Annotated in this window: 14 protein-coding genes and 1 riboswitch; of the genes, 5 read left to right on the top strand and 9 right to left on the bottom strand. The window is 40.3% G+C overall.

All coding sequences use genetic code 11. The features are described from left to right. Positions 1-370: 370 nt before the first annotated feature. A complete protein-coding gene (locus tag H5159_RS20100; RefSeq protein ID WP_182780920.1) occupies positions 371-2,224 on the bottom strand; it encodes a TonB-dependent siderophore receptor in 1,854 nt (617 codons plus the stop codon). A 340-nt stretch (positions 2,225-2,564) separates the two neighbouring features. Between H5159_RS20100 and H5159_RS20095 the strand changes: the two genes are divergently transcribed. Next, positions 2,565-3,053, top strand: a complete 489-nt coding sequence (locus tag H5159_RS20095; RefSeq protein WP_182715797.1) for a peptide-methionine (S)-S-oxide reductase — start codon at positions 2,565-2,567, stop codon at positions 3,051-3,053. Between the two features lie 288 nt (positions 3,054-3,341). On the opposite strand, the gene H5159_RS20090 is transcribed toward H5159_RS20095, so the two are convergent. From H5159_RS20090 to H5159_RS20075, 4 genes are all read right to left on the bottom strand, one after another. Continuing rightward, entirely contained in the window at positions 3,342-3,893 is a 552-nt protein-coding gene (locus H5159_RS20090; RefSeq protein WP_024595193.1) for a DUF4136 domain-containing protein, read from the bottom strand. 108 nt (positions 3,894-4,001) lie between these two features. Further along, positions 4,002-6,779, bottom strand: a complete 2,778-nt coding sequence (locus H5159_RS20085) for an ATPase (RefSeq protein WP_182780919.1) — start codon at positions 6,777-6,779, stop codon at positions 4,002-4,004. Beyond that, entirely contained in the window at positions 6,776-7,324 is a 549-nt protein-coding gene (locus H5159_RS20080; protein ID WP_182780918.1) for a condensin complex protein MksE, read from the bottom strand. The genes H5159_RS20085 and H5159_RS20080 overlap by 4 nt, the downstream gene beginning before the upstream one ends. Positions 7,325-7,327: 3 nt before the next feature. Continuing rightward, positions 7,328-8,599: a hypothetical protein gene (locus H5159_RS20075; RefSeq protein WP_182769613.1), complete on the bottom strand. Its 1,272-nt coding sequence runs from the start codon at positions 8,597-8,599 to the stop codon at positions 7,328-7,330. A gap of 222 nt (positions 8,600-8,821) precedes the next feature. Here H5159_RS20075 and nhaD point away from each other — a divergent pair, with 222 nt between their 5' ends. Beyond that, complete coding sequence (gene nhaD, locus H5159_RS20070) at positions 8,822-10,069, top strand: sodium:proton antiporter NhaD (RefSeq protein ID WP_101217585.1); 1,248 nt, start codon at positions 8,822-8,824, stop codon at positions 10,067-10,069. Between the two features lie 101 nt (positions 10,070-10,170). Beyond that, positions 10,171-10,343: riboswitch (Lysine riboswitch) on the top strand. A gap of 75 nt (positions 10,344-10,418) precedes the next feature. Beyond that, on the top strand, positions 10,419-11,810 hold the full coding sequence (gene lysC, locus H5159_RS20065; RefSeq protein ID WP_182780917.1) for a lysine-sensitive aspartokinase 3: 1,392 nt from the start codon (positions 10,419-10,421) through the stop codon (positions 11,808-11,810). Positions 11,811-11,856: 46 nt separating this feature from the next. On the opposite strand, the gene H5159_RS20060 is transcribed toward lysC, so the two are convergent. Next, the gene (locus H5159_RS20060) at positions 11,857-12,615 is read right to left on the bottom strand and encodes a 4'-phosphopantetheinyl transferase superfamily protein (RefSeq protein WP_182780916.1); all 759 of its coding nucleotides are present in this window, start codon (positions 12,613-12,615) and stop codon (positions 11,857-11,859) included. Positions 12,616-12,756: 141 nt separating this feature from the next. Here H5159_RS20060 and H5159_RS20055 point away from each other — a divergent pair, with 141 nt between their 5' ends. Then, positions 12,757-14,079 (top strand): sodium-dependent transporter, encoded by a 1,323-nt coding sequence (locus H5159_RS20055; RefSeq protein ID WP_007581906.1) that lies wholly within the window; start codon positions 12,757-12,759, stop codon positions 14,077-14,079. A gap of 95 nt (positions 14,080-14,174) precedes the next feature. On the opposite strand, the gene H5159_RS20050 is transcribed toward H5159_RS20055, so the two are convergent. Together H5159_RS20050 and H5159_RS20045 are read right to left on the bottom strand one after the other, a co-directional pair. Next, positions 14,175-15,155 carry a 2-hydroxyacid dehydrogenase gene (locus H5159_RS20050; RefSeq protein WP_182780915.1) on the bottom strand — a complete coding sequence of 327 codons (981 nt, stop codon included), beginning with the start codon at positions 15,153-15,155 and terminating at the stop codon, positions 14,175-14,177. A gap of 75 nt (positions 15,156-15,230) precedes the next feature. After that, positions 15,231-15,794, bottom strand: a complete 564-nt coding sequence (locus H5159_RS20045; protein ID WP_182780914.1) for a glutathione peroxidase — start codon at positions 15,792-15,794, stop codon at positions 15,231-15,233. A 121-nt stretch (positions 15,795-15,915) separates the two neighbouring features. On the opposite strand from H5159_RS20045, the gene H5159_RS20040 reads away from it, so the two are divergent. Then, a complete protein-coding gene (locus H5159_RS20040) occupies positions 15,916-16,797 on the top strand; it encodes an NAD(P)-dependent oxidoreductase (RefSeq protein WP_182780913.1) in 882 nt (293 codons plus the stop codon). Positions 16,798-17,065: 268 nt separating this feature from the next. On the opposite strand, the gene H5159_RS20035 is transcribed toward H5159_RS20040, so the two are convergent. Beyond that, on the bottom strand, positions 17,066-18,049 hold the full coding sequence (locus H5159_RS20035) for an IS110 family transposase (RefSeq protein WP_182780912.1): 984 nt from the start codon (positions 18,047-18,049) through the stop codon (positions 17,066-17,068). Between the last annotated feature and the right edge of the window lie 188 nt (positions 18,050-18,237).

Genomic DNA, 18,237 nt, shown 5'->3' with positions numbered 1-18,237 from the left:
TTGTGAGAATAGAAAGTCAGGGCTTTATCTACGGAGCAGTATTAAATACTAGACGCGAAGGCAAGCTCACTGACTTCGATGTGATAAATGATAGCTAATCATTTATCAATGAGAGATACAAGACGTGAAGCTTGCTTACGTGACAGGCAAAGCCTGTAAAAGTGATTTATTCACAAAGAGGGAGGAGGCGCTGCGCTTTTAGAGGAGGAGATTAATTTAAAGTAATAGTTGGCTTTTGTTTTTCTCATTTACTCCTAATTCTTTTCTCTTTGTGTAATATTTTTTTCCTAAAAACTGCACTTTTATATAAATAAACACAGCGTTTACAAACCAAAGTATAAATTGAGTTCGTAAACGCTGGCTTTATTTTCTACCAGCTATACGTTGCGCTTAACGTATATTGCTCACCGCGCCCTGGTGTACCTGGTATTTCTTCAAACGACTCATCCCATAAGTTATCTGCCGCTAAGGTGATAAATAAATTACTCAACTGTGGCGGCGTTATTTTAAGCGTTAGCTGGGTAAATAACGCGTTGTCATTGCCGTTTCTAAGTGAATTTTTGTGTTGTGTACGCCATTCGTTATCTATTCTAAATTCTAAAATATCAGTTGGGTTGTACACAGCGCCAAGTGTTAAACGGTGATCAGGAAAGTTTAACGCGTAAAAGCTGGCATCAATATCGGCTGCGCCGTAGTTTTCTGATTTATGTAAATAGGTGTAGCTTGCTATAAGCTTTGCTGTATCAAAGTGCTTAGTCGCTAAAAATTCAACCCCTGTAGTATCAATATCAACTGGGTTTGCAAAGCGCGCTGAGGTTGAATCAAAATTAAAGGTCCAATCGGTCAAGTTATTATCTTTTCGATAAAAAATAGCCGAGTTTAACTGCCAGCTTTGTTCTTCAAGTAATAAACCTAGCTCCAAGTTTGATGTGGTTTCGCGCTCAAGGTTGTAGTTACTTCTAAATAACCCGCCAGAGTCGCTGCCGCCAATGGCTGTGTAGCCTGCAACTTGACTCGCCTGCGCGTATGATAAGTAAAGGGTTTGCGCTGTGCCGTCACTATTTTGGGTGTTTAAGGTTATGTCACCAATAGCTGATACTTCAGCATCATCACGATTTGTATCGTCATAGGCTGCGCCTAAATGAAAGGTAAGTTGTTTATTATCCTCAAGCGCCATTTTGTATTCAGGCAATACGCTTAATTTATAATACTTACGAGAGGTAAAGTTGTTTTCAAGTGTGGTTGATTCAATCGAGTCATCAATAAATTGTGCAGAGTAATTTATTGCCAGTGCATCGCTTTGTGCATGGCGACCCGAAAGTCCAAACGATTTAACTTCGCTTTTATGAAAAGCTTCAAATGCACTAGGATTTTCGCGCGAGTAAATATAGTGATCGTCATGGGTACGATAATAAGCAGATACTTCAAAGTTGCTGTTATCAGCGTAGTTTTGCTTGTGATTAAGCATCCAAAGACGGGTTTCTAAATCTTCAGTTTCGTTAACGCCAAAAGGGGTGTACAAGTTAGGCCAGCCAAAAAACTTATCTTGTGAGCCAAAAAACAAATCTGTTTGGCTATGCTCGCTTGCTAATTGCACGCGAGCTGAGGCGCGCGAGAAGTCATGATCGCCATTATCAATGGTGCCATCACTTTGCGAATGAGAATACTCACCTTCAAAGCCCAGAGTATAGTTAGCTAAGCTATCAAGTTGTGTGTTTTTAGCAGCGTGAATACTTTGCAGATTAAAGTCGTTTGTACCAGTACCAAGGGATACACTACCGCCAGTAATAATCGGTTTCCAACCAAACGAAACTGTACCTACAGAGCTATTCATACCGTAAAGTGCGTTATCGGCACCGGTTAAAACATCTGGGCCGGTTAGCATTTGCGGTGCAATGGGTATTTCAGCAAAATAATGCCCAGATTGCGGGTCAAGCAGGGTAACGCTTCCTACTCTAAAACCGGTGTTTTCGAAAATACCGCCGCGTATAGTTACATCAGCCTGCGCCTCAGCCATATTACGCGATTGTAAATCAACACGGGGGTCATATTCTAAATTAGAAATAGGCGAGTCGAATGTACCTACTGGCAACTTATTTGCAGTGGGTGAGGCCTCAACCGTTATTTTCTCGATTGCCGACTCATCAGATAGCGTATTAGCATTAGCAAATGCAGTAACGCTGCATAATATTGCAGGTATTATAAGGTGTGGTGTGCGATTCATGTGTTTCTCGTCATTTTTTATTTGTAGCTGCGGTTACAATTAATTTCAAAGCTTATATTTGAGCATGATAAAATAATTAAATGTAACAGCAGTCATTTTGTGCGCGATTGTACATTAATTTGTTAATAACTGCATTTGATAACCATTTACGTAATACCGGCTTTATTAAAAACATGGTCATTCTATCGTATTAAATAGCGCACTCACTGCGTTAAAAGTTATTTATATAGAACAACTATATGTCATAATTTTCGCCTTGTTATTGCGCTATTTTCTTGGCGCTATAATAGAACATTATTTTAATGCAATCGGTATAATTACTTATTAGGTAACATTTATAATGGATACGACACAACAAAATACTATTTACTTTGCTGGTGGCTGCCTGTGGGGCGTACAAGAGTTTTTAAAGCACTTACCAGGCGTAATAAGTACTGAAGCAGGTCGCGCTAATGGTACAAGCAAAACCACTGACGGCGAATACGATGGTTATGCCGAATGCGTAAAGGTCATTTTTGATTTAAAAGTCGTTAGCCTAAATAAGCTGTATGATTACTTTTTTGAAATTATTGACCCATACAGTATTAATAAACAAGGGGATGACGTAGGCCCTAAATACCGCACTGCCATTTATAGCAAAAACCAAAGCCATTTAGATGCAGCAAGCAATTATATAAACAAGCGCAGTGATGCCGATAAAATTGTGGTAGGGGTAGAGCTGCTAACTAACTACGTGCCAAGCGATCCTGAGCATCAAGACCGACTAACTAATCACCCTGATGATTACTGCCATATACCGCTTGAGTTACTGCATAAGTATAAATCGTAAATTTAACACGGTGTTTTTTTTAGACGTGCAGCTTGCTGACGTGACGAGCGCAGCTCGTAATTTAAGATGGAATATAGCGCTATAAAGTAATTAGAAGCTATCGCTTCTCGCGCAAGCAAGCATAGCGCCTACAGGTAAAGTTTAATCCGGTATTTTGTAGACGTGCAGCTTGCTGACGTGATGAGCGCAGCTCATAATTATTTAAACCTGAAGTCCCAAAAATACACACCCACAAAAAAGCTCACGTACTGTGAGCTTTTTTAAAACTTACTTATAGCTAATTTTAACTTACTGCTGCTTTTGCGGCGGGAAGTTACTTAATATTTCGCTCACTGTTTTATTAATTGATGCTTCACGTTGTTCTGGCGATTGGTTTTTCTTTAATCGGCCTTCTTTTGCGCCGCGCCATACTAGCTGGTTAGATTCACGGTCTACAATATCAATAATCAGTGTGCCCACTTCGTATTCACGCGCGGTTGTGTCACGTTGAAAACCAGTACCCCAATAACCCCAATGCGGGCGGTAGTTTACATTAAATGTATCTACTTCAAGCTCTTTATCTACCGATGCATGATAGTTAACAAGTACATCAGCATTTGCTGCATCAACTAAGCTCATACCTAGTGTTTGGCTCAGTTCTGCGTTAACGGCAGTGCGAACACGTTTTTCCATTAGGCCATTAATTTGGTAATTATTTGTGTCTTTAGTTAGGCTGGCGTTTTCTACCCAAGCAAATGTTTTAAAATTACTAAAGTTGGCTGATTTATCGTAATCCCAATCAGGGGTTTGTGTACAGGCCGTAAGTAGTGCTAGCGCTGCAACAATAAGTATATTTTTCATTACGTTTGCTCCAATAAAATGCATTAATTTAAAATAACACACATAGTTTAAATGTGTATTATTTAAACGTCCTATATTTTAGTTTAGTTGGTTTGCCTTAACGGCCAATTAATTGTGTTCAACTTCAATCCAATCTTTTTCATCTACCCAGTTTTGTGCACCGTCTTTTACCGAGCGAATCGGCACAATGTAGTCACAACTTATTTGCGGCTTAACTGAGGCAAATATAGGAACAAAACCAAAGCTTAGTGCGGTTTCTATAATTGCTTTTTGATTTTGTGGGTCAATGTCGGCCGCTTCATCTATGTAAATAGGTATACGGTATAGGTTTTGTTCCTGATCGCTTAATAAGTAACGAATAAACAACATGCCACACAATAACTTAATCGTAATACGTGTGCCGTTTGAACCTGCAGAATCTATTTTTTCAAAGTGCTCTGTTTCACCTGCGCGGTTAACTACTTCAAATCGAATATCAAATAAATCGGTAAGTGTTAAGCCCGCTTTATCTGATGCGAGTTTAATTAAGTGATCTTTCGCTTCGTTTACCGCACTTTCGCTGTAAGGTTCTTGGCTAAGTAAATCAAGCGTGTCGCCTTGTTCAAACTGATGCGACGTGCTGATAATGGTATCGATACTATCAACCAGCATTTTGCGAGGTATTACGTTAATTTTAAACGCTTGCAGATTTGAAATACGGTGCTGGCTTATGCCTTTATTAAAGCTATTCATTTCGCGGCGAAGGCGGTCTAAATCTTCTCGCAAGCCTTTAATAGTTGCGGCCACTTCGGTAAGCGCAACGCGTGCTTGGCGCTCAACGGCATCGCGTTCGTTATCAATATTATGAAAGGCGCTTATTAGTTTTTGGTATTTAGTAAACTCGTCGTTTTCATTGTCGAATTTAGTAATACCCGCGTTATATACATGCAAATAGGTGTTGCGTACGTTTATGTCAAAATTACGCAGCTCTTGGCAGTCTTTATTAAAGTGATGAACAAGGTCGCTTAAGTTATCAAAGTCGACTGTAATATCAATCATGTATGGAGTTACTTTGCCGCTGTATAAATCAAGCGTATGGTCAATTCGCTCGCTTTTAACTTGGCGCAGACGCTCAGTTTGGCGATTAATTTGCTCTTGTTTCGACTTAATTAACGAGCGACGATCGGCAATTGAGCCACTATTTTTTTGAATATCTTGCAGGTAGTCGTCAACTTGTTCGCGCTCAGCTAATAACTGCTCTTTTAGCATGGCTTGCGCTTCAACCGACTGCTGCATTACCTCAAACTGCTCTAAGCGTTTTAGGGCGCCCTCGAGGCTCATAAGCTCATCGTATAACGCGTCTTTCTCTTTTTGCTTGTCGGCAACGTTTGCTGCAACATCGCGCTGTTGCTTAAACTCTTTAAGTGAATGCTCAAGTGCATTTAGCTGAGCGGTTAATTGCTCTTTGTTTTCGCCGCTTTGCATTTGCACAGGCGAGAGCTTTTTAAGCTTAATGCTCGCACCTGGTAGCGTTAATACGCCGCCTTTAACGTTTTCACTTAACAGCGATAAAAATTCCCCAAACGCGTCTTCGTCATCAATGGTTATATCGCCATTAGTGGTGGTCGCAAATGAGAGAATATCAGGGTTTAAAATCCGCGATATTTCCTCTACTTCTTTTAACGAGAGGTCTTCGCGCATACGGGTAAACAAATTAAACTCAAGGTTTTTAAGTTGTAGCTTTAAGCTCTTAATTTGTTTTTGTGTTTCGCTAATGCGGTAGTCAAGCGTGTGTAGGCTTTGCCCTTGTGCGCTGGTTATAGAGTGCGAAAGCGACTCGTAATCTTGCTTTAATTGAGTCAGGCTGGTTTTGAGCGTGGCTTTATTTACCAGTTCAAACTCGCTTTTAAGCGCATCGTAATCTAAAAACCACTGCTCAATTTGAGTTTGTCTGCGCTCTATATCACGCGATTGCTGTACGTATAGGCTTTGTTTTTGCTCAAACTCGTGTTTTTCGTGCTCTATATCTTCAAGCGCTATACCCAACTCATTAAGTTGCGACTCTTGATAAGTGTCAAAATCAATCAATGCTTGGTCAATTTTAGGTGCGTATGCGGCTAATTTACCTTTAAGCACGGTTTGGTTTTCAAGCATTGATTCAAGCGCTGCTATTGGCTCTTGCATTGACTCAAGGGCTTTTAATTCGCGTTTTGAGCGGTTTACTTTATCAAACGAGCGACGCCATACTTCATAAAAGTCGACCTTAGAGTTCGACATATGGCGTTCAAACACGCGTAGCATAAAGCGTTTTACGTCGCTTGCGCCCAATTTATGTAAGTTAAGAATACGTCTAAATATTTCTTTATAAATAGAGGAGTCTTGGACATTATTAAGCGGGATCATTTTTAGGTTAATATAGCCGTCAAATGGGGTTGCGCCGCCAGTCAATAGCGCATTTAACTCTTGTGCTTTAAGCTCAATAGGGTTGTAGTTAAGCGATTTTAAATGGTTGAACAGCTTGGTAAATTTAATAATAGTTTTACCTTGCGTGTACTGCTCTAAATCAAGCTTTCCTTGATAACAAAAGTACTGATGCGCGTAACCGGCAATTTTACCAAGTCCCGCAACGCCAATCACTACCGAGCCATGAGGCAAGTTAGCTTCTAGTAAAATGTACGACTGATCGGATGAAAAATAAAACTTACGGGTTTCATCTAAATCGTGTCCGTCCCATTCTGTTAAGCGCAAATCGTTAATAAGCGGAAACTGCAAGGCGTTAATAACCGAGCTTTTACCTGTGTTATTGGGCGCGCAAATAGAGCTGCTTTTATCAAGCGGGATCACACATTTTGCATAGCCTGCGGTGTTAAGTAGGGCGAGTTTGCTTAGTCCGTATAGATTTTTCATTCCTCGTCCTCTGTAATGTAGGTTTCTTCGTTTACTTCCATGAGTGCATCTATGTAGCGGTGAATTGGCGCTTGTAGTATAAAGCCGCCTTCTACTTCACGGGCTAAACCTAAGCGCACCATGCGCAGGTAAACGTCTTTACGCAAATCCGATCCCGAAAATATCTCAAGCTGATCAAACAAATGTTTGTTAATTTGCACCAGCGTTTGCATAAGCTCTAAATCGTTTACGTCGTCAAACAATGCGCGCATTGGGTCTTTACCCGTATTGGCGTAGTGCTCAATTAAAATGTAAATGGTGAGCGCGATAGCGCGAGATATTTTGCCCATATTGGGTGTGCTTTCGTCGCTACCAAAATAATAAAAGCCACGGCTGTCGTGTTTTAAATCGTTACCTAAAGCGGTAAATAGGGCGGTGTAGTCTTCTATGTGTTGGTCAAGCTCTTGCCACATTACGTTGTCTTGCTCGCAAATGTGATAACCCGCTACTAATTTTTTATTAATGGCTTGTAGATGGGTTAGCTCGTCTAAGTTTATGTGTGTCATGGTTTATTTACCTGCCTTTGGATCTGGCTGAGGCTCTGAATTAAATGGATATAAAGAAAAGTGCTGACCGGCAATTTTTACGCGGGCTTTTTCATCGCTTTGAATTATTTTAATATCGCTGTCGCTGACCAATTTTTGATACAAAAATAGCATTTCGTCGGCATCGAGATCTGGATAGCTTTCGTCTAAAAATTGCAGCAAGGGCTGCGGCTTTTTGCGTTTTTTATTAAAGCGCTTAGCAAAGCTGGTTTTGACATCGTTGTAGTCAGGAATATTAGGCGTAACAAATGCAGGCACGTCTTGCTGGTCAGGCAATTGGTATTCTTCGTGTTCAAATTCAACCAAGCTTGCCATGTAAGCCACAATATGGCGTTGCTGACCAAGCGAATATCGCTGCGCGTCGCTTACAAAATGTGGTTGCACAGCACTTAGCATATTGTCTACGCCATTTTTACGTACAAGCCCAAGTACTTTGGCTGCTTGGCGAGTAATTAAGTTATTACGGCGTAGCTCTTCACGCAGTGGCATAAGCATATCGGCACTTTTACGTAAGCTTTCTCGGCCCATTAAATGCATTTCGAGTATACGGGTACGTAATTGCTCCAGCATACGTTTGTCATTATACGCTTTACCTGAGCGCTCAATGTGCAGTATTTGCTTACTTATTTGCTCTTCAATGAGGGTAAAACATGCATGAAACTCACCACGAATATCAACCATTTCAAGCATTGGCTCTATGTATTCGTCAAAGGCTTCTATTACCGCTTTATAACGCTTTTGCAGCGATTGCACTGCATTATTTGATTTGGCTTGTTCAACAATATTTAAAATAGCGTTTTCGTTGTGCGTATAGAGCTTCATTATTTTACGCACCCGATCATCCATAATGCGGCTGTAGCGGCGCAAATCGTCAAAGTCCTCTATTTCGCCAGCGTTATCTAGGCGGTTACCTAAACGAGCAAGGTCCTCTACTAATACGCTAATTTCTTGCGCTAAACCTAAATGCTCTTCTTGCAGTAAAAAAGTAGCAAAATCAGCAATAGCACGATTTATTTCAAGCTGAGAGGATTTAGCCAGTGGAATTAAAATATCTTGATTTAACAAACGATTTGTTTCTTTATAAATGCGTTCGTTTGACCACGTAGGCTGCTTTTGCTTAATCGCGTTTTGTACGTCTTTTAGGCTAAAGTCAGCCATTTTAAAACGTTTAAATAATAGCTCTAATACACCCCAATGTTCGGTTATGGTGTTTAGCAGCTTTTTAGCTGGGATCATAAGGGGTTACAACATCCTAGTATTTTATTATTGAGTTCTTTTAGAAGACTCATTATTACGTATTTTTAATTAACCTTGTCTGTATATAGTATTCGTTTTTAAGACCATTTAATAATAGTTTTTGCATAGAGGCAGTGCTAAAATTCGCGCCGAAAATAGGCACATGAAATGGAATGTTATTTGTGTGTTCTTTAAAACTATATCAAAGGTTGTTTAACTACCATGGTTTCCTCGATTATTCTAACCCTGATAGCGATTGCATTTTTACTGATCGTTATAGAAGATATAATCCATGTAAATAAAGCTAAAACCACGCTGTTTTTTGGTACGCTTTGCTGGATTCTTCTTTTTATATACCCCCTACACGGGCAAAGCCCCGATACGATTCAACATCTTTTAAACGAAAATATTTTAGAAATTGCCTCGCTATGGCTATTTTTAATGGCTGCAATGACCTTTGTAGCGTATTTAAATTCAAAGGGGTTTATAGAAAATATTGTGCACCGTGTTATGCCAAAAAGTATTAGCGAAAAAAAGCTCATGTTTTTGGTGGGTGGTTTTGCATTTTTGTTTTCGTCGATTTCAGATAACGTAACAGCGACGCTTATATCGCTTGCGGTTGTTATGTCGTTAAAACTTGAACCTAAAAAGCTCGTTAAATACGCCACTCTTATTGTGTTTGGGGTTAACTCAGGTGGGGTATCGCTAATAACAGGTGACGTAACCACACTAATGATATTTTTAGATGGTAAAGTAACCATTGCTCATTTATTACTACTTATAGCGCCAGCACTTGCAAGCGTTATGCTGCTTGCCGCGTTACTGTCTATCGGTATGAAAGGGCGTGTTGAGTTTGCTAGTGCAGGTAAAACCCGCATTGAAAAAACCGACATAACCATTGCTGTTATATTTTTATCTACCGTAGTGAGCACACTTACGTTGAGTGTAATTTACAGCGTACCGCCTCTATTAACCTTTTTGTTTGGCTTATCAGTGATGTTTTTAGTGGCGCAATTTTTAATGCGCAAAAAAGACATAAACAAAGACATAATCGATTTTGTTCGCGATATAGAATACGACACATTATTGTTTTTTGTAGGTGTACTTTTACTTGTTGGCGCACTTAAAGAAATTGGTATGTTGAGTAAATTTACCGACCTATACACGGTAATGGCACCAGAATACGCAAACTACTTAATGGGCATATTATCAGCTGGGGTCGATAACGTACCGCTTACCGCTGCATTATTAAAAGCCAATATAGTAATGAGCCAACAACATTGGTTGTCATTTACGTATGCAACGGGTGTGGGCGGTTCAATGCTTATTATTGGTTCGGCTGCGGGCATTATTGCCATGAGTAAAGTTAAAGCGCTTACCTTTATGAGCTACTTGCGTTTATCGCTGCATTTATTAATTTGTTACACGGTTGGATATGCGGGCTCGTATTACATGGGCAGTTTTATTTAACTCATAAATTATTAAATGCTTGACAGCTAGACGTCTAAACGATAACTTTCAAAGCCCCGCTACTTAGTGGGGTTTTGTTTTATTAGCCACTGGTTAATAAAGCATTCAGAAGAGGTGCGATACTTAGGTACTTAATGTTAGGCGACGAAAGCCGATGATCATTAAGGAGGGAAGTACTCGCCGAGGAAAATAATGGTACGTCGTCATTGTTTTTCGGTTTATGGGGCTGAATCCTCAAAACTGTCACCAATATAGGTGGAGAGCTTCTGGCAGTGGACTTATCTTCAAGCATTCCTTTGCCAAGTTCTTCTTGTTTTATTGCGGTTTGGATACCGCGAAAGGAGACTAAATGACTACCCAATCAGTGCCACAAACAGTATCAGGCGCAAAATCAGATTACATCGTTGCCAAATTTGGCGGAACAAGTGTTGCAAATTTTGAAGCGATGAGTCGCTGTAGCGAAATTATTGTTGCAGATAAAAGCGTACGTATTGTTGCCGTGAGCGCCAGTGCCGGCGTAACTAATCACTTAGTTGCACTGTGTAAATCAAGCATTACTTCAAGTGAGCGCCAAGAACACATAAATGGCGTTCTTGCTATTCAACAAACTATTTTAGATGAATTATCGCTAGATGCCGATTTAGCTGTTGGCTTTAACGAAACCCTAAAAGCATTTCAAACATTGGCTCAAGAGCCACTAACAACCGATCAGCAACACGACGAGCTACTTAGCTTTGGTGAGCGTTTGTCGTCGTATTTGTTTGCACAGGTACTTCGTTTACAGGGTTTAAATGCCGATCGCTTTGATGTGCGCAAGGTGCTTAAAACAGACAGCCAATTTGGCAAAGCAACGCCCAATGTTTCAGCCACAGCGCAAGCTGCTAAAGAGCATTTAATTCCGTTATTAGACACTCAAGTAATTGTAACTCAGGGATTTATTGGTAGTGACGAATACGGTCACACCACAACGCTAGGACGTGGTGGTTCTGACTATAGCGCTGCATTACTAGCTGAAGCGATTAACGCTAAAAGTGTGCATATTTGGACCGACGTAGTGGGCATTTTTAGCACCGACCCGCGTTTGTGCGCAAAAGCGACGCCTATTGCACGCTTAAGTTTTGACGAAGCCGCTGAAATGGCAACCTTTGGCGCAAAAGTATTACACCCAGCAACTATTTTACCAGCGAGCCGTAGCCACATTAACGTGTTTGTAGGTTCTAGCCGCGAGCCAGAGCGTGGCGGTACGTGGATTGAGCGCGAAAAATCGCAGCAACCAGGTATACGCGCAGTAACGCAACGTAAAAACCAAATATTGCTTACGCTTAAAAGCCCAGAAATGCTACTAGCAAGCGGCTTTTTAGCACGCGTATTTACACTATTGAGTGAATACAATATATCGGTAGATTTGGTAACTACATCAGAAATCAGCGTAGCCATAACCCTTGATAACGCGCAAAACGCCTCGCGCCCAGAGCTTGATCAAGAATGCCTAGATAAGCTTGCAGAGTTTTGCCATGTTTCGGTAGAAAACAACCTAACATTGGTGGCACTTATTGGCTCTGAGATTCAATTACGCCAACACGAAATGAACTTAATGAGTGTACTAAAAGACTTTAACATTCGATTAATTTGTCACGGTGCTAGTAAGCACAACCTGTGCTTTTTAGTAGAGCAAACTGAGTCAGATAACGTAGTACAGTCTATCCATAGCCGTTTATTAGAAAACGATTTTGCTGCGTAAATAACGGTTATTCAGGAAAATTAACTAGTAAGGTTGCTTAACAAAATTAATTAATAAAGTCATTTAATAAAAAGCATCGCCAGTCGGTGCTTTTTTTATGCACCACACTTACATCAAAACAAACATTGCTGTCACAGCTATCAACTACAGTAACGCGATTACTGCAAGCACTCAGCTTTGCACTATGTAATTCGTCAAACACATTAGGGCTAAGTAACTTTGCAATAGGGCGGCTGGTGGCTTTAGCAAGAGACTCTTTTAGTGTCCAAATTCTAAAAAACGTCTCTGCTTGGGCTTGGGTATTAGTGGGCTCGGTAATAAGTGAAATTTCATCATTATGATAAAAATGCTTAGCAAGCTTTTCATACGGGCGCTTTAGGTTTACTTTTTCAATATCAAAACCAAACTCACTTTTATCAAAATTTAGCGCCACCCCAACCAAACCATGCGAGTGCGAAATACAGGTATTAATAACATCACCATCTACGTGTATTTGCAGTTTTGAGCTTGCTTCGTCAAATTCGGTACTCATTTTATTAAGGGGTACGTGCGTATGTTGCGGCTGCGCTACTTTAATAAGGTGTTTTAACAATAACCGCGTCGCTAAATACTCTTGCTTAGCTTGTGGGCTTTTACGGCGGTTTATAATGTTTAACTCAAACGGGCTTAAGCAATCGGGCAAATTAAAGTCACTAAGCTCAAGTGTTTTAGCATTAAATAATAAAATGCTGTTACTCGCTAAAGACAAATTTGCCAATTGAGTTGAAGTAATACTCAAGGCGTTTTTAAAATAGTGTTCAGTCATAAAAGCCCTAAAGCAAAAGAAGTCGCTGATATTGTGAGCGGTTAACGCCACTAACAAAGGCTGGGTACAATTTTATTACTCAGCTGGCATGAAATATGGTTTAATTCACAATAATCAAAATAATAACAGATTTGTAGATGTATGGCACAAGTGCGTGATGGGTTTCAAAGCCGACTTGGTTTTGTTTTAGCCGCTGCTGGCGCAGCAGTGGGTTTGGGTAATATTTGGGGTTTTCCTACGCAAGCGGCCAACCATGGCGGCGGTGCTTTTTTACTGGTCTATTTTATTGTTATATTTTTACTTGCGCTACCTGCGCTGTATACCGAACTTTATTTAGGTCACAAAGCACAAGCTAATCCTGTAAAAGCATTGGGTGATGCATGGCAAAACACTAGCCGTAAAGTAGGTGCAGCAGCCGGTTACATAGGCCTTGCGGGCGCAGTTGTTATGCTAAGTTTTTATTCAATAGTGGCAGGGTGGATGCTCTCGTACGCTATTGAACCCATAACAACCTTTTTTGGGTTTACAGGCGCAAGCGAATTTTTACATAGCGACTCAGTGCTGCGTAATTTTGTATTTACGCCGCTTATGCTTATTTTAACCGCCAGTATTATTTTAAAAGGGGTTAAGTCGGGAATCGAAACCTGGTCGCGCCGATTAATGCCACTGTTACTTGTGCTGCTTGTTGGTTTAATTGCCTACATTGCAACACTCGATGGCGCAAGCGAAGGTTTTGCCGCGTATTTAATTCCTGATTTTAGCCAAATACTCGACCCTAATTTAATTATTGCCGCAATGGGGCAAGCGTTCTTTTCGCTCTCACTAGGTGTGGGTTGTATGATGATTTACGGCTCGTATTTACAACCAGATGCTAATTTACCAAAGCTCACCGCAGGTGTTGCATTACTTGATACTGGCGTTGCTTTTTTAGCGGGTTTACTTATTATTCCTGCTATTTATGTGGCGCAGCACAACGGTGTAGAGGTATTTAGTGGCGGTAAACTGATTGGCGAAGGGCAACTTATTTTTGCTATTTTACCTGAGCTATTTAGCACCATGGGCGAAATTGGATTATTAGTTGGTTTATTGTTTTTTGTATTAATGTCTATCGCATCGGTTACGTCAACTATATCGACGACTGAAATTCCGGTAGCGTTTTTAGTCGAAAACCATAACGTTAGTCGCACCAAAGCAACATGGGCAGTGAGCGCCGTTGTACTTGTGTGTGCAAGCGCAATTATACTAAATTTTGATTGGTTATTTGGCTTAGTTATTATGCTATTTACTCAATATCAATTACCGCTTATGGGCTTGTTTTACTTTATTACAGTAGGGTGGATGTGGCAGCGTGGTAATAAATTACATCAAGCAACAACAGGCGTACATTACTGGTTTGCTCAGTATATTCGTTTTGTTTGCCCAATATTAATGACCTTGGTATTTGCAAACGTTGCCTTTGGTTAATTTTATCTAAGCCCTAAAATAAATTAATAAAGCGAAGTGAGTTTAAAACGCACTTCGCTTTTTTTGTGCCTGTTATTTAGGTATAGCCAAGAATTTTATAAAACCTCATTAGTCAGAGGCCTACCTTCACTTACTTCAAAAGCGTTAAGCAGGGTTGTGTTTGCTATTTCGGTGAGTGCTTCTTGGGTAAAAAAGCCCTGATGCCCCGTTACTAATACATTTTTAAAGCTCACTAAGCGCGAAAATATATCGTCTTGGTTTATTTCGTCACTGTGGTTTTTAAAAAACAGCTCCGACTCTTGCTCGTAAACGTCAAGTCCCAGGTAACCTAGCTTTTTAGTTTTAAGCGCGCTAATACACGCGTTACTATCAAGCAATGCACCGCGAGAAGTGTTAATGAGCATAACGCCAGTTTTCATTTTACTAAATGCCTCATCATTTATTAAATGATGAGTTTGCTCGTTCAGTGGGCAATGTAAAGAGATCACATCGCTTTGGCTAAGCAAGGTGTCTATATCGGTAATTGTATAATTGCCAGGTTGCGCGTATGGGTCGCACACTAATACTTTAGCGCCAAAGCCGTTTAAAATGTTGCACAGCGCAAGGCCAATTTTACCGCAACCTACAATACCCACGGTTTTATTGTGCAAGTTAAAGCCTAGTAATCCGTTTAAATCAAAATTGTCTTCGCGTACGCGGTTATACGCTTTATGGGTTTTACGGCTAAGCGTGAGCATAAGTGCAATACAATGCTCGGCTACTGCTTCTGGGCTGTATGCTGGTACGCGTAATACTTTAATTTTATGTGCTTTTGCTGCAGGTAAATCAACGTTATTAAATCCTGCACAACGTAGCAAAATAGTATTTATGCCTTGGCTTGCCAGTTGTTCAATAACAGTGGCGTTTACAGTGTCGTTTACAAATACGCATATGGCATCAAACCCGTTTGCTAAAATAGCCGTTTGTTCGCTCAGGGATTGCTCAAAATACGTTATTTTTATATCACGATTATCGCGTGTACTTTGTTCAAAAAAAGGCAGTTCGTACTTTTGAGTACTAAAAAAAGCAATATTCATGGTAATAGCCTCGACGCTTAATAAGTATCAATACAATAAACTACTTTATAAACCTATGCTTTAGTAACACGCATTTTATTGATTTAAATTAAGCCTTAGCTGGCGTAAACAAAGATATTTTTTTTTACCACCTCTTGCAGCGCTTAACTTTGCGGCTTGCAGTAAGTTACTTTCTATTACTTGTTTAAGTGTTTCGGGCTTAGTACGCGGTGCATAGCGAGCAACAAGTTGCCCTTGTGAATTAATTAAAAACTTAGTGAAATTCCATTTAATTGCGCGGTTTTGCGAAATACCCCGCGTATGCGACTTTAAATAATTAAACAACGGATGTGTTTCTGGCCCGTTTACCATTACCTTACCAAATACCTCAAACGAGATATTAAATTGATCTTGGTAAAAGTCTTTAATGGCTAAATTATCAAGCGGCTCATTTTGGCCAAACTGGTTACACGGAAACGCAAGCACAGTAAAACCATTGCTTTTATATTGCTGATAGAGCTTCTCGAGTGCGTTTAATTGCACCGAAAAATTACATTTACTCGCTGTATTAACAATAAGGACGGTTTTGCCCTGTAGCTGGCTAAGAGGAAAATTTTCGCTGTTATAAAGTGGTGCATTAAATTGATAAATACTGTCCATAGGTTACCTACTTACCTTTCCCGTTGAGGAAATTTTATAAAGACTTTCATTCGCTTTTTTATCGACCGGTTGACATAATCGAGGTCTAGTTTCTAAGTTATCAGTTAAATAGGTCATTTTTATGTCAATGAAAGTCGCATTTATAGGTTTAGGCGTAATGGGTTACCCAATGGCGGGGCATTTAGCAAAAACAGGGCACAGCGTATGCGTTTATAACCGCACTCAAGCTAAAGCTCAAACGTGGACTGCAGAACATTCAGGAAGCTTTGCATCAACCCCGCGCGAAGCTGCCAGCAATGCCGATATTGTATTTATGTGTGTTGGGAATGATGACGATTTACGCTCAGTAGTGTATGGCGACGACGGCGTGTTAGCGGGCATGTTACCGCACACTGTTTTGGTTGATCACACCACAACTTCTGCCGAAGTAGCACGTGAAGTGGCTGCAAAAGCGGCTCTGCAAAATATCGACTTTATAGATGCGCCTGTATCGGGCGGACAAGCTGGCGCCGAAAACGGCGTATTAACGGTTATGGCGGGTGGTAGTGAAGCCGTATTTGCTAAAGTGCAGCCAGTTATGGCGGCGTTTAGTCGTTTTAGCCAATTACTAGGCGGCGTTGGCTCGGGACAACTTTGTAAAATGGTTAATCAAATTTGTATTGCTGGTGTAGTGCAAGGTTTAGCCGAAGGCTTACATTTTGCCAAGCAAGCTGGGCTTGATGGTGAAAAAGTTATAGAAACCATTTCTAAAGGTGCAGCCGGTTCGTGGCAAATGGAAAACCGCTACAAAACAATGTGGGCGGGTGAATATGAGTTTGGTTTTGCCGTAGATTGGATGCGTAAAGATTTAGGCATTGCACTCGATGAAGCTAAAAACAATGGCGCTACTTTACCAATGACTGCAACGGTCGATCAATACTACGCCGATGTACAAGCGCTCGGTGGTGGCAGATACGACACCTCAAGCTTACTAGCACGCATTGAAGCACTGCATAAAAAGTAACGCTGTAGACGCGAAGCCCGTAAAGTAATTTATTCACAAAGAGGTTATGAGGCGCTGCGCTTTTAGAGGCAGTGATAGATAAAAAAGATTATTGTTGGTTTTATGTTTGCTCATTTACTCCTTATTCGCTTCTCTTTGTGAATAGAGTTTTATTTAAGTAATTAAAAGCTATGCTTTTCACGTGAGCGAGCTCTACGTTTACCGCCAAAGTTTAACTGTGGGTTTAATTTGTAGATACCATCTCTCATTTTAAGCTTCAAGGCCGTATTTAACTTTCTTGGAGCTTAAACGCTTCCTGGTTTTTTATTACACCAAAACATATATGAATTAGCTTTCGCATATTTGCACACACAGCTTGCATTGGTGTTTTACCATTATTTATTAACGTTAACTTGTGTCGTTTTATTGTTTTATTCCATTGCCCAGCAACAACGGCTGCCATATAAAGTTTACATCGAATTCTGGCTGGGCCAAGTTTACTGATTGATGTTCGCCCTTTTAATTTACCCGATTCATTATGCCGTGGGATTAATCCACAATAAGCCGCCGCTTCTTTGGCTTTATTAAATTTTTTAGCCGCAAACAAATACGTCAGCTCTCTCGATAATACGGGCCCTATGCCAGGGATTGACTCAAGTAGTTTCCTGTTTCTTTTTAAATCAGGTTCATTATCTATGTGGTTATCAATGTCAGATTTAAGTTGTTTAATTTCATCGTCTAAAAACGCGATAGTCACTTTTATAGATTGGCAAACACGCGCAGAAACGTTGCTGAATTCACTTGCTTCTAATCGGTTCGCTTCTCGTTGCCGGTTACTCTCAAGCGCATCTAAACGACGGATAAGGGCTTTAAGCTCTCTAATTGCTAATGCTTCAGGTTGCCAATAATTAACGACTGCGTGCTTGGCACAGCCATAATGAGCAAGCATCGTTGCATCAGATTTGTCTGTTTTATGAATTATGTTTAAAGCGTCTGCATACTTTTTAGCTTTACCAGGGTTCGCTAAAATAATATTAAAGCCTTGCTCGTGTAAAAAATACATCAGCGCTTCATGATAAACACCGGTTGGTTCGAGGGTGATAACGAGCTCATTAGCAGCGCTTTTTGTTGTATTTAAAAGCCATTTTTCTATTGTTACAAAATCTTGGCGCTTGTTTTTAAAGACTTTTGTTTTAATTTTATTTGTAAGTTGGTCTCTCAACCACGATAAATCAATCTTCTCTTTACTAATATCAATGCCGATAAACATCATCTCTACTTACTCCCCTTGTACATACAGCATCTACTTAAATAAAAGCGTGCTTGGATACCATTCAGTTTGTGAGAATAGAAAGTCAGGGCTTTATCTACGGAGCAGTATTAAATACTAGACGCGAAGGCAAGCTCACTGACTTCGATGTGATAAATGATAGCTAATCATTTATCAATGAGAGATACAAG

This window comes from Pseudoalteromonas sp. SG43-1 (assembly GCF_014164415.1).
GTDB lineage: Bacteria > Pseudomonadota > Gammaproteobacteria > Enterobacterales > Alteromonadaceae > Pseudoalteromonas > Pseudoalteromonas distincta.
This window is presented reverse-complemented; position numbering and strand designations above follow the sequence as displayed.

Excerpts from the sequence above, each read along its gene's own strand:
- H5159_RS20080 (WP_182780918.1), bottom strand. The coding sequence starts at position 7,324 with ATGACACACATAAACTTAGACGAGCTAACCCATCTACAAGCCATTAAT.
- H5159_RS20085 (WP_182780919.1), bottom strand. The coding sequence starts at position 6,779 with ATGAAAAATCTATACGGACTAAGCAAACTCGCCCTACTTAACACCGCA.
- H5159_RS20040 (WP_182780913.1), top strand. The coding sequence starts at position 15,916 with ATGTCAATGAAAGTCGCATTTATAGGTTTAGGCGTAATGGGTTACCCA.
- H5159_RS20035 (WP_182780912.1), bottom strand. The coding sequence starts at position 18,049 with ATGATGTTTATCGGCATTGATATTAGTAAAGAGAAGATTGATTTATCG.
- H5159_RS20075 (WP_182769613.1), bottom strand. The coding sequence starts at position 8,599 with ATGATCCCAGCTAAAAAGCTGCTAAACACCATAACCGAACATTGGGGT.
- H5159_RS20055 (WP_007581906.1), top strand. The coding sequence starts at position 12,757 with ATGGCACAAGTGCGTGATGGGTTTCAAAGCCGACTTGGTTTTGTTTTA.
- H5159_RS20050 (WP_182780915.1), bottom strand. The coding sequence starts at position 15,155 with ATGAATATTGCTTTTTTTAGTACTCAAAAGTACGAACTGCCTTTTTTT.
- nhaD (WP_101217585.1), top strand. The coding sequence starts at position 8,822 with ATGGTTTCCTCGATTATTCTAACCCTGATAGCGATTGCATTTTTACTG.
- H5159_RS20090 (WP_024595193.1), bottom strand. The coding sequence starts at position 3,893 with ATGAAAAATATACTTATTGTTGCAGCGCTAGCACTACTTACGGCCTGT.
- lysC (WP_182780917.1), top strand. The coding sequence starts at position 10,419 with ATGACTACCCAATCAGTGCCACAAACAGTATCAGGCGCAAAATCAGAT.
- H5159_RS20060 (WP_182780916.1), bottom strand. The coding sequence starts at position 12,615 with ATGACTGAACACTATTTTAAAAACGCCTTGAGTATTACTTCAACTCAA.
- H5159_RS20100 (WP_182780920.1), bottom strand. The coding sequence starts at position 2,224 with ATGAATCGCACACCACACCTTATAATACCTGCAATATTATGCAGCGTT.
- H5159_RS20095 (WP_182715797.1), top strand. The coding sequence starts at position 2,565 with ATGGATACGACACAACAAAATACTATTTACTTTGCTGGTGGCTGCCTG.
- H5159_RS20045 (WP_182780914.1), bottom strand. The coding sequence starts at position 15,794 with ATGGACAGTATTTATCAATTTAATGCACCACTTTATAACAGCGAAAAT.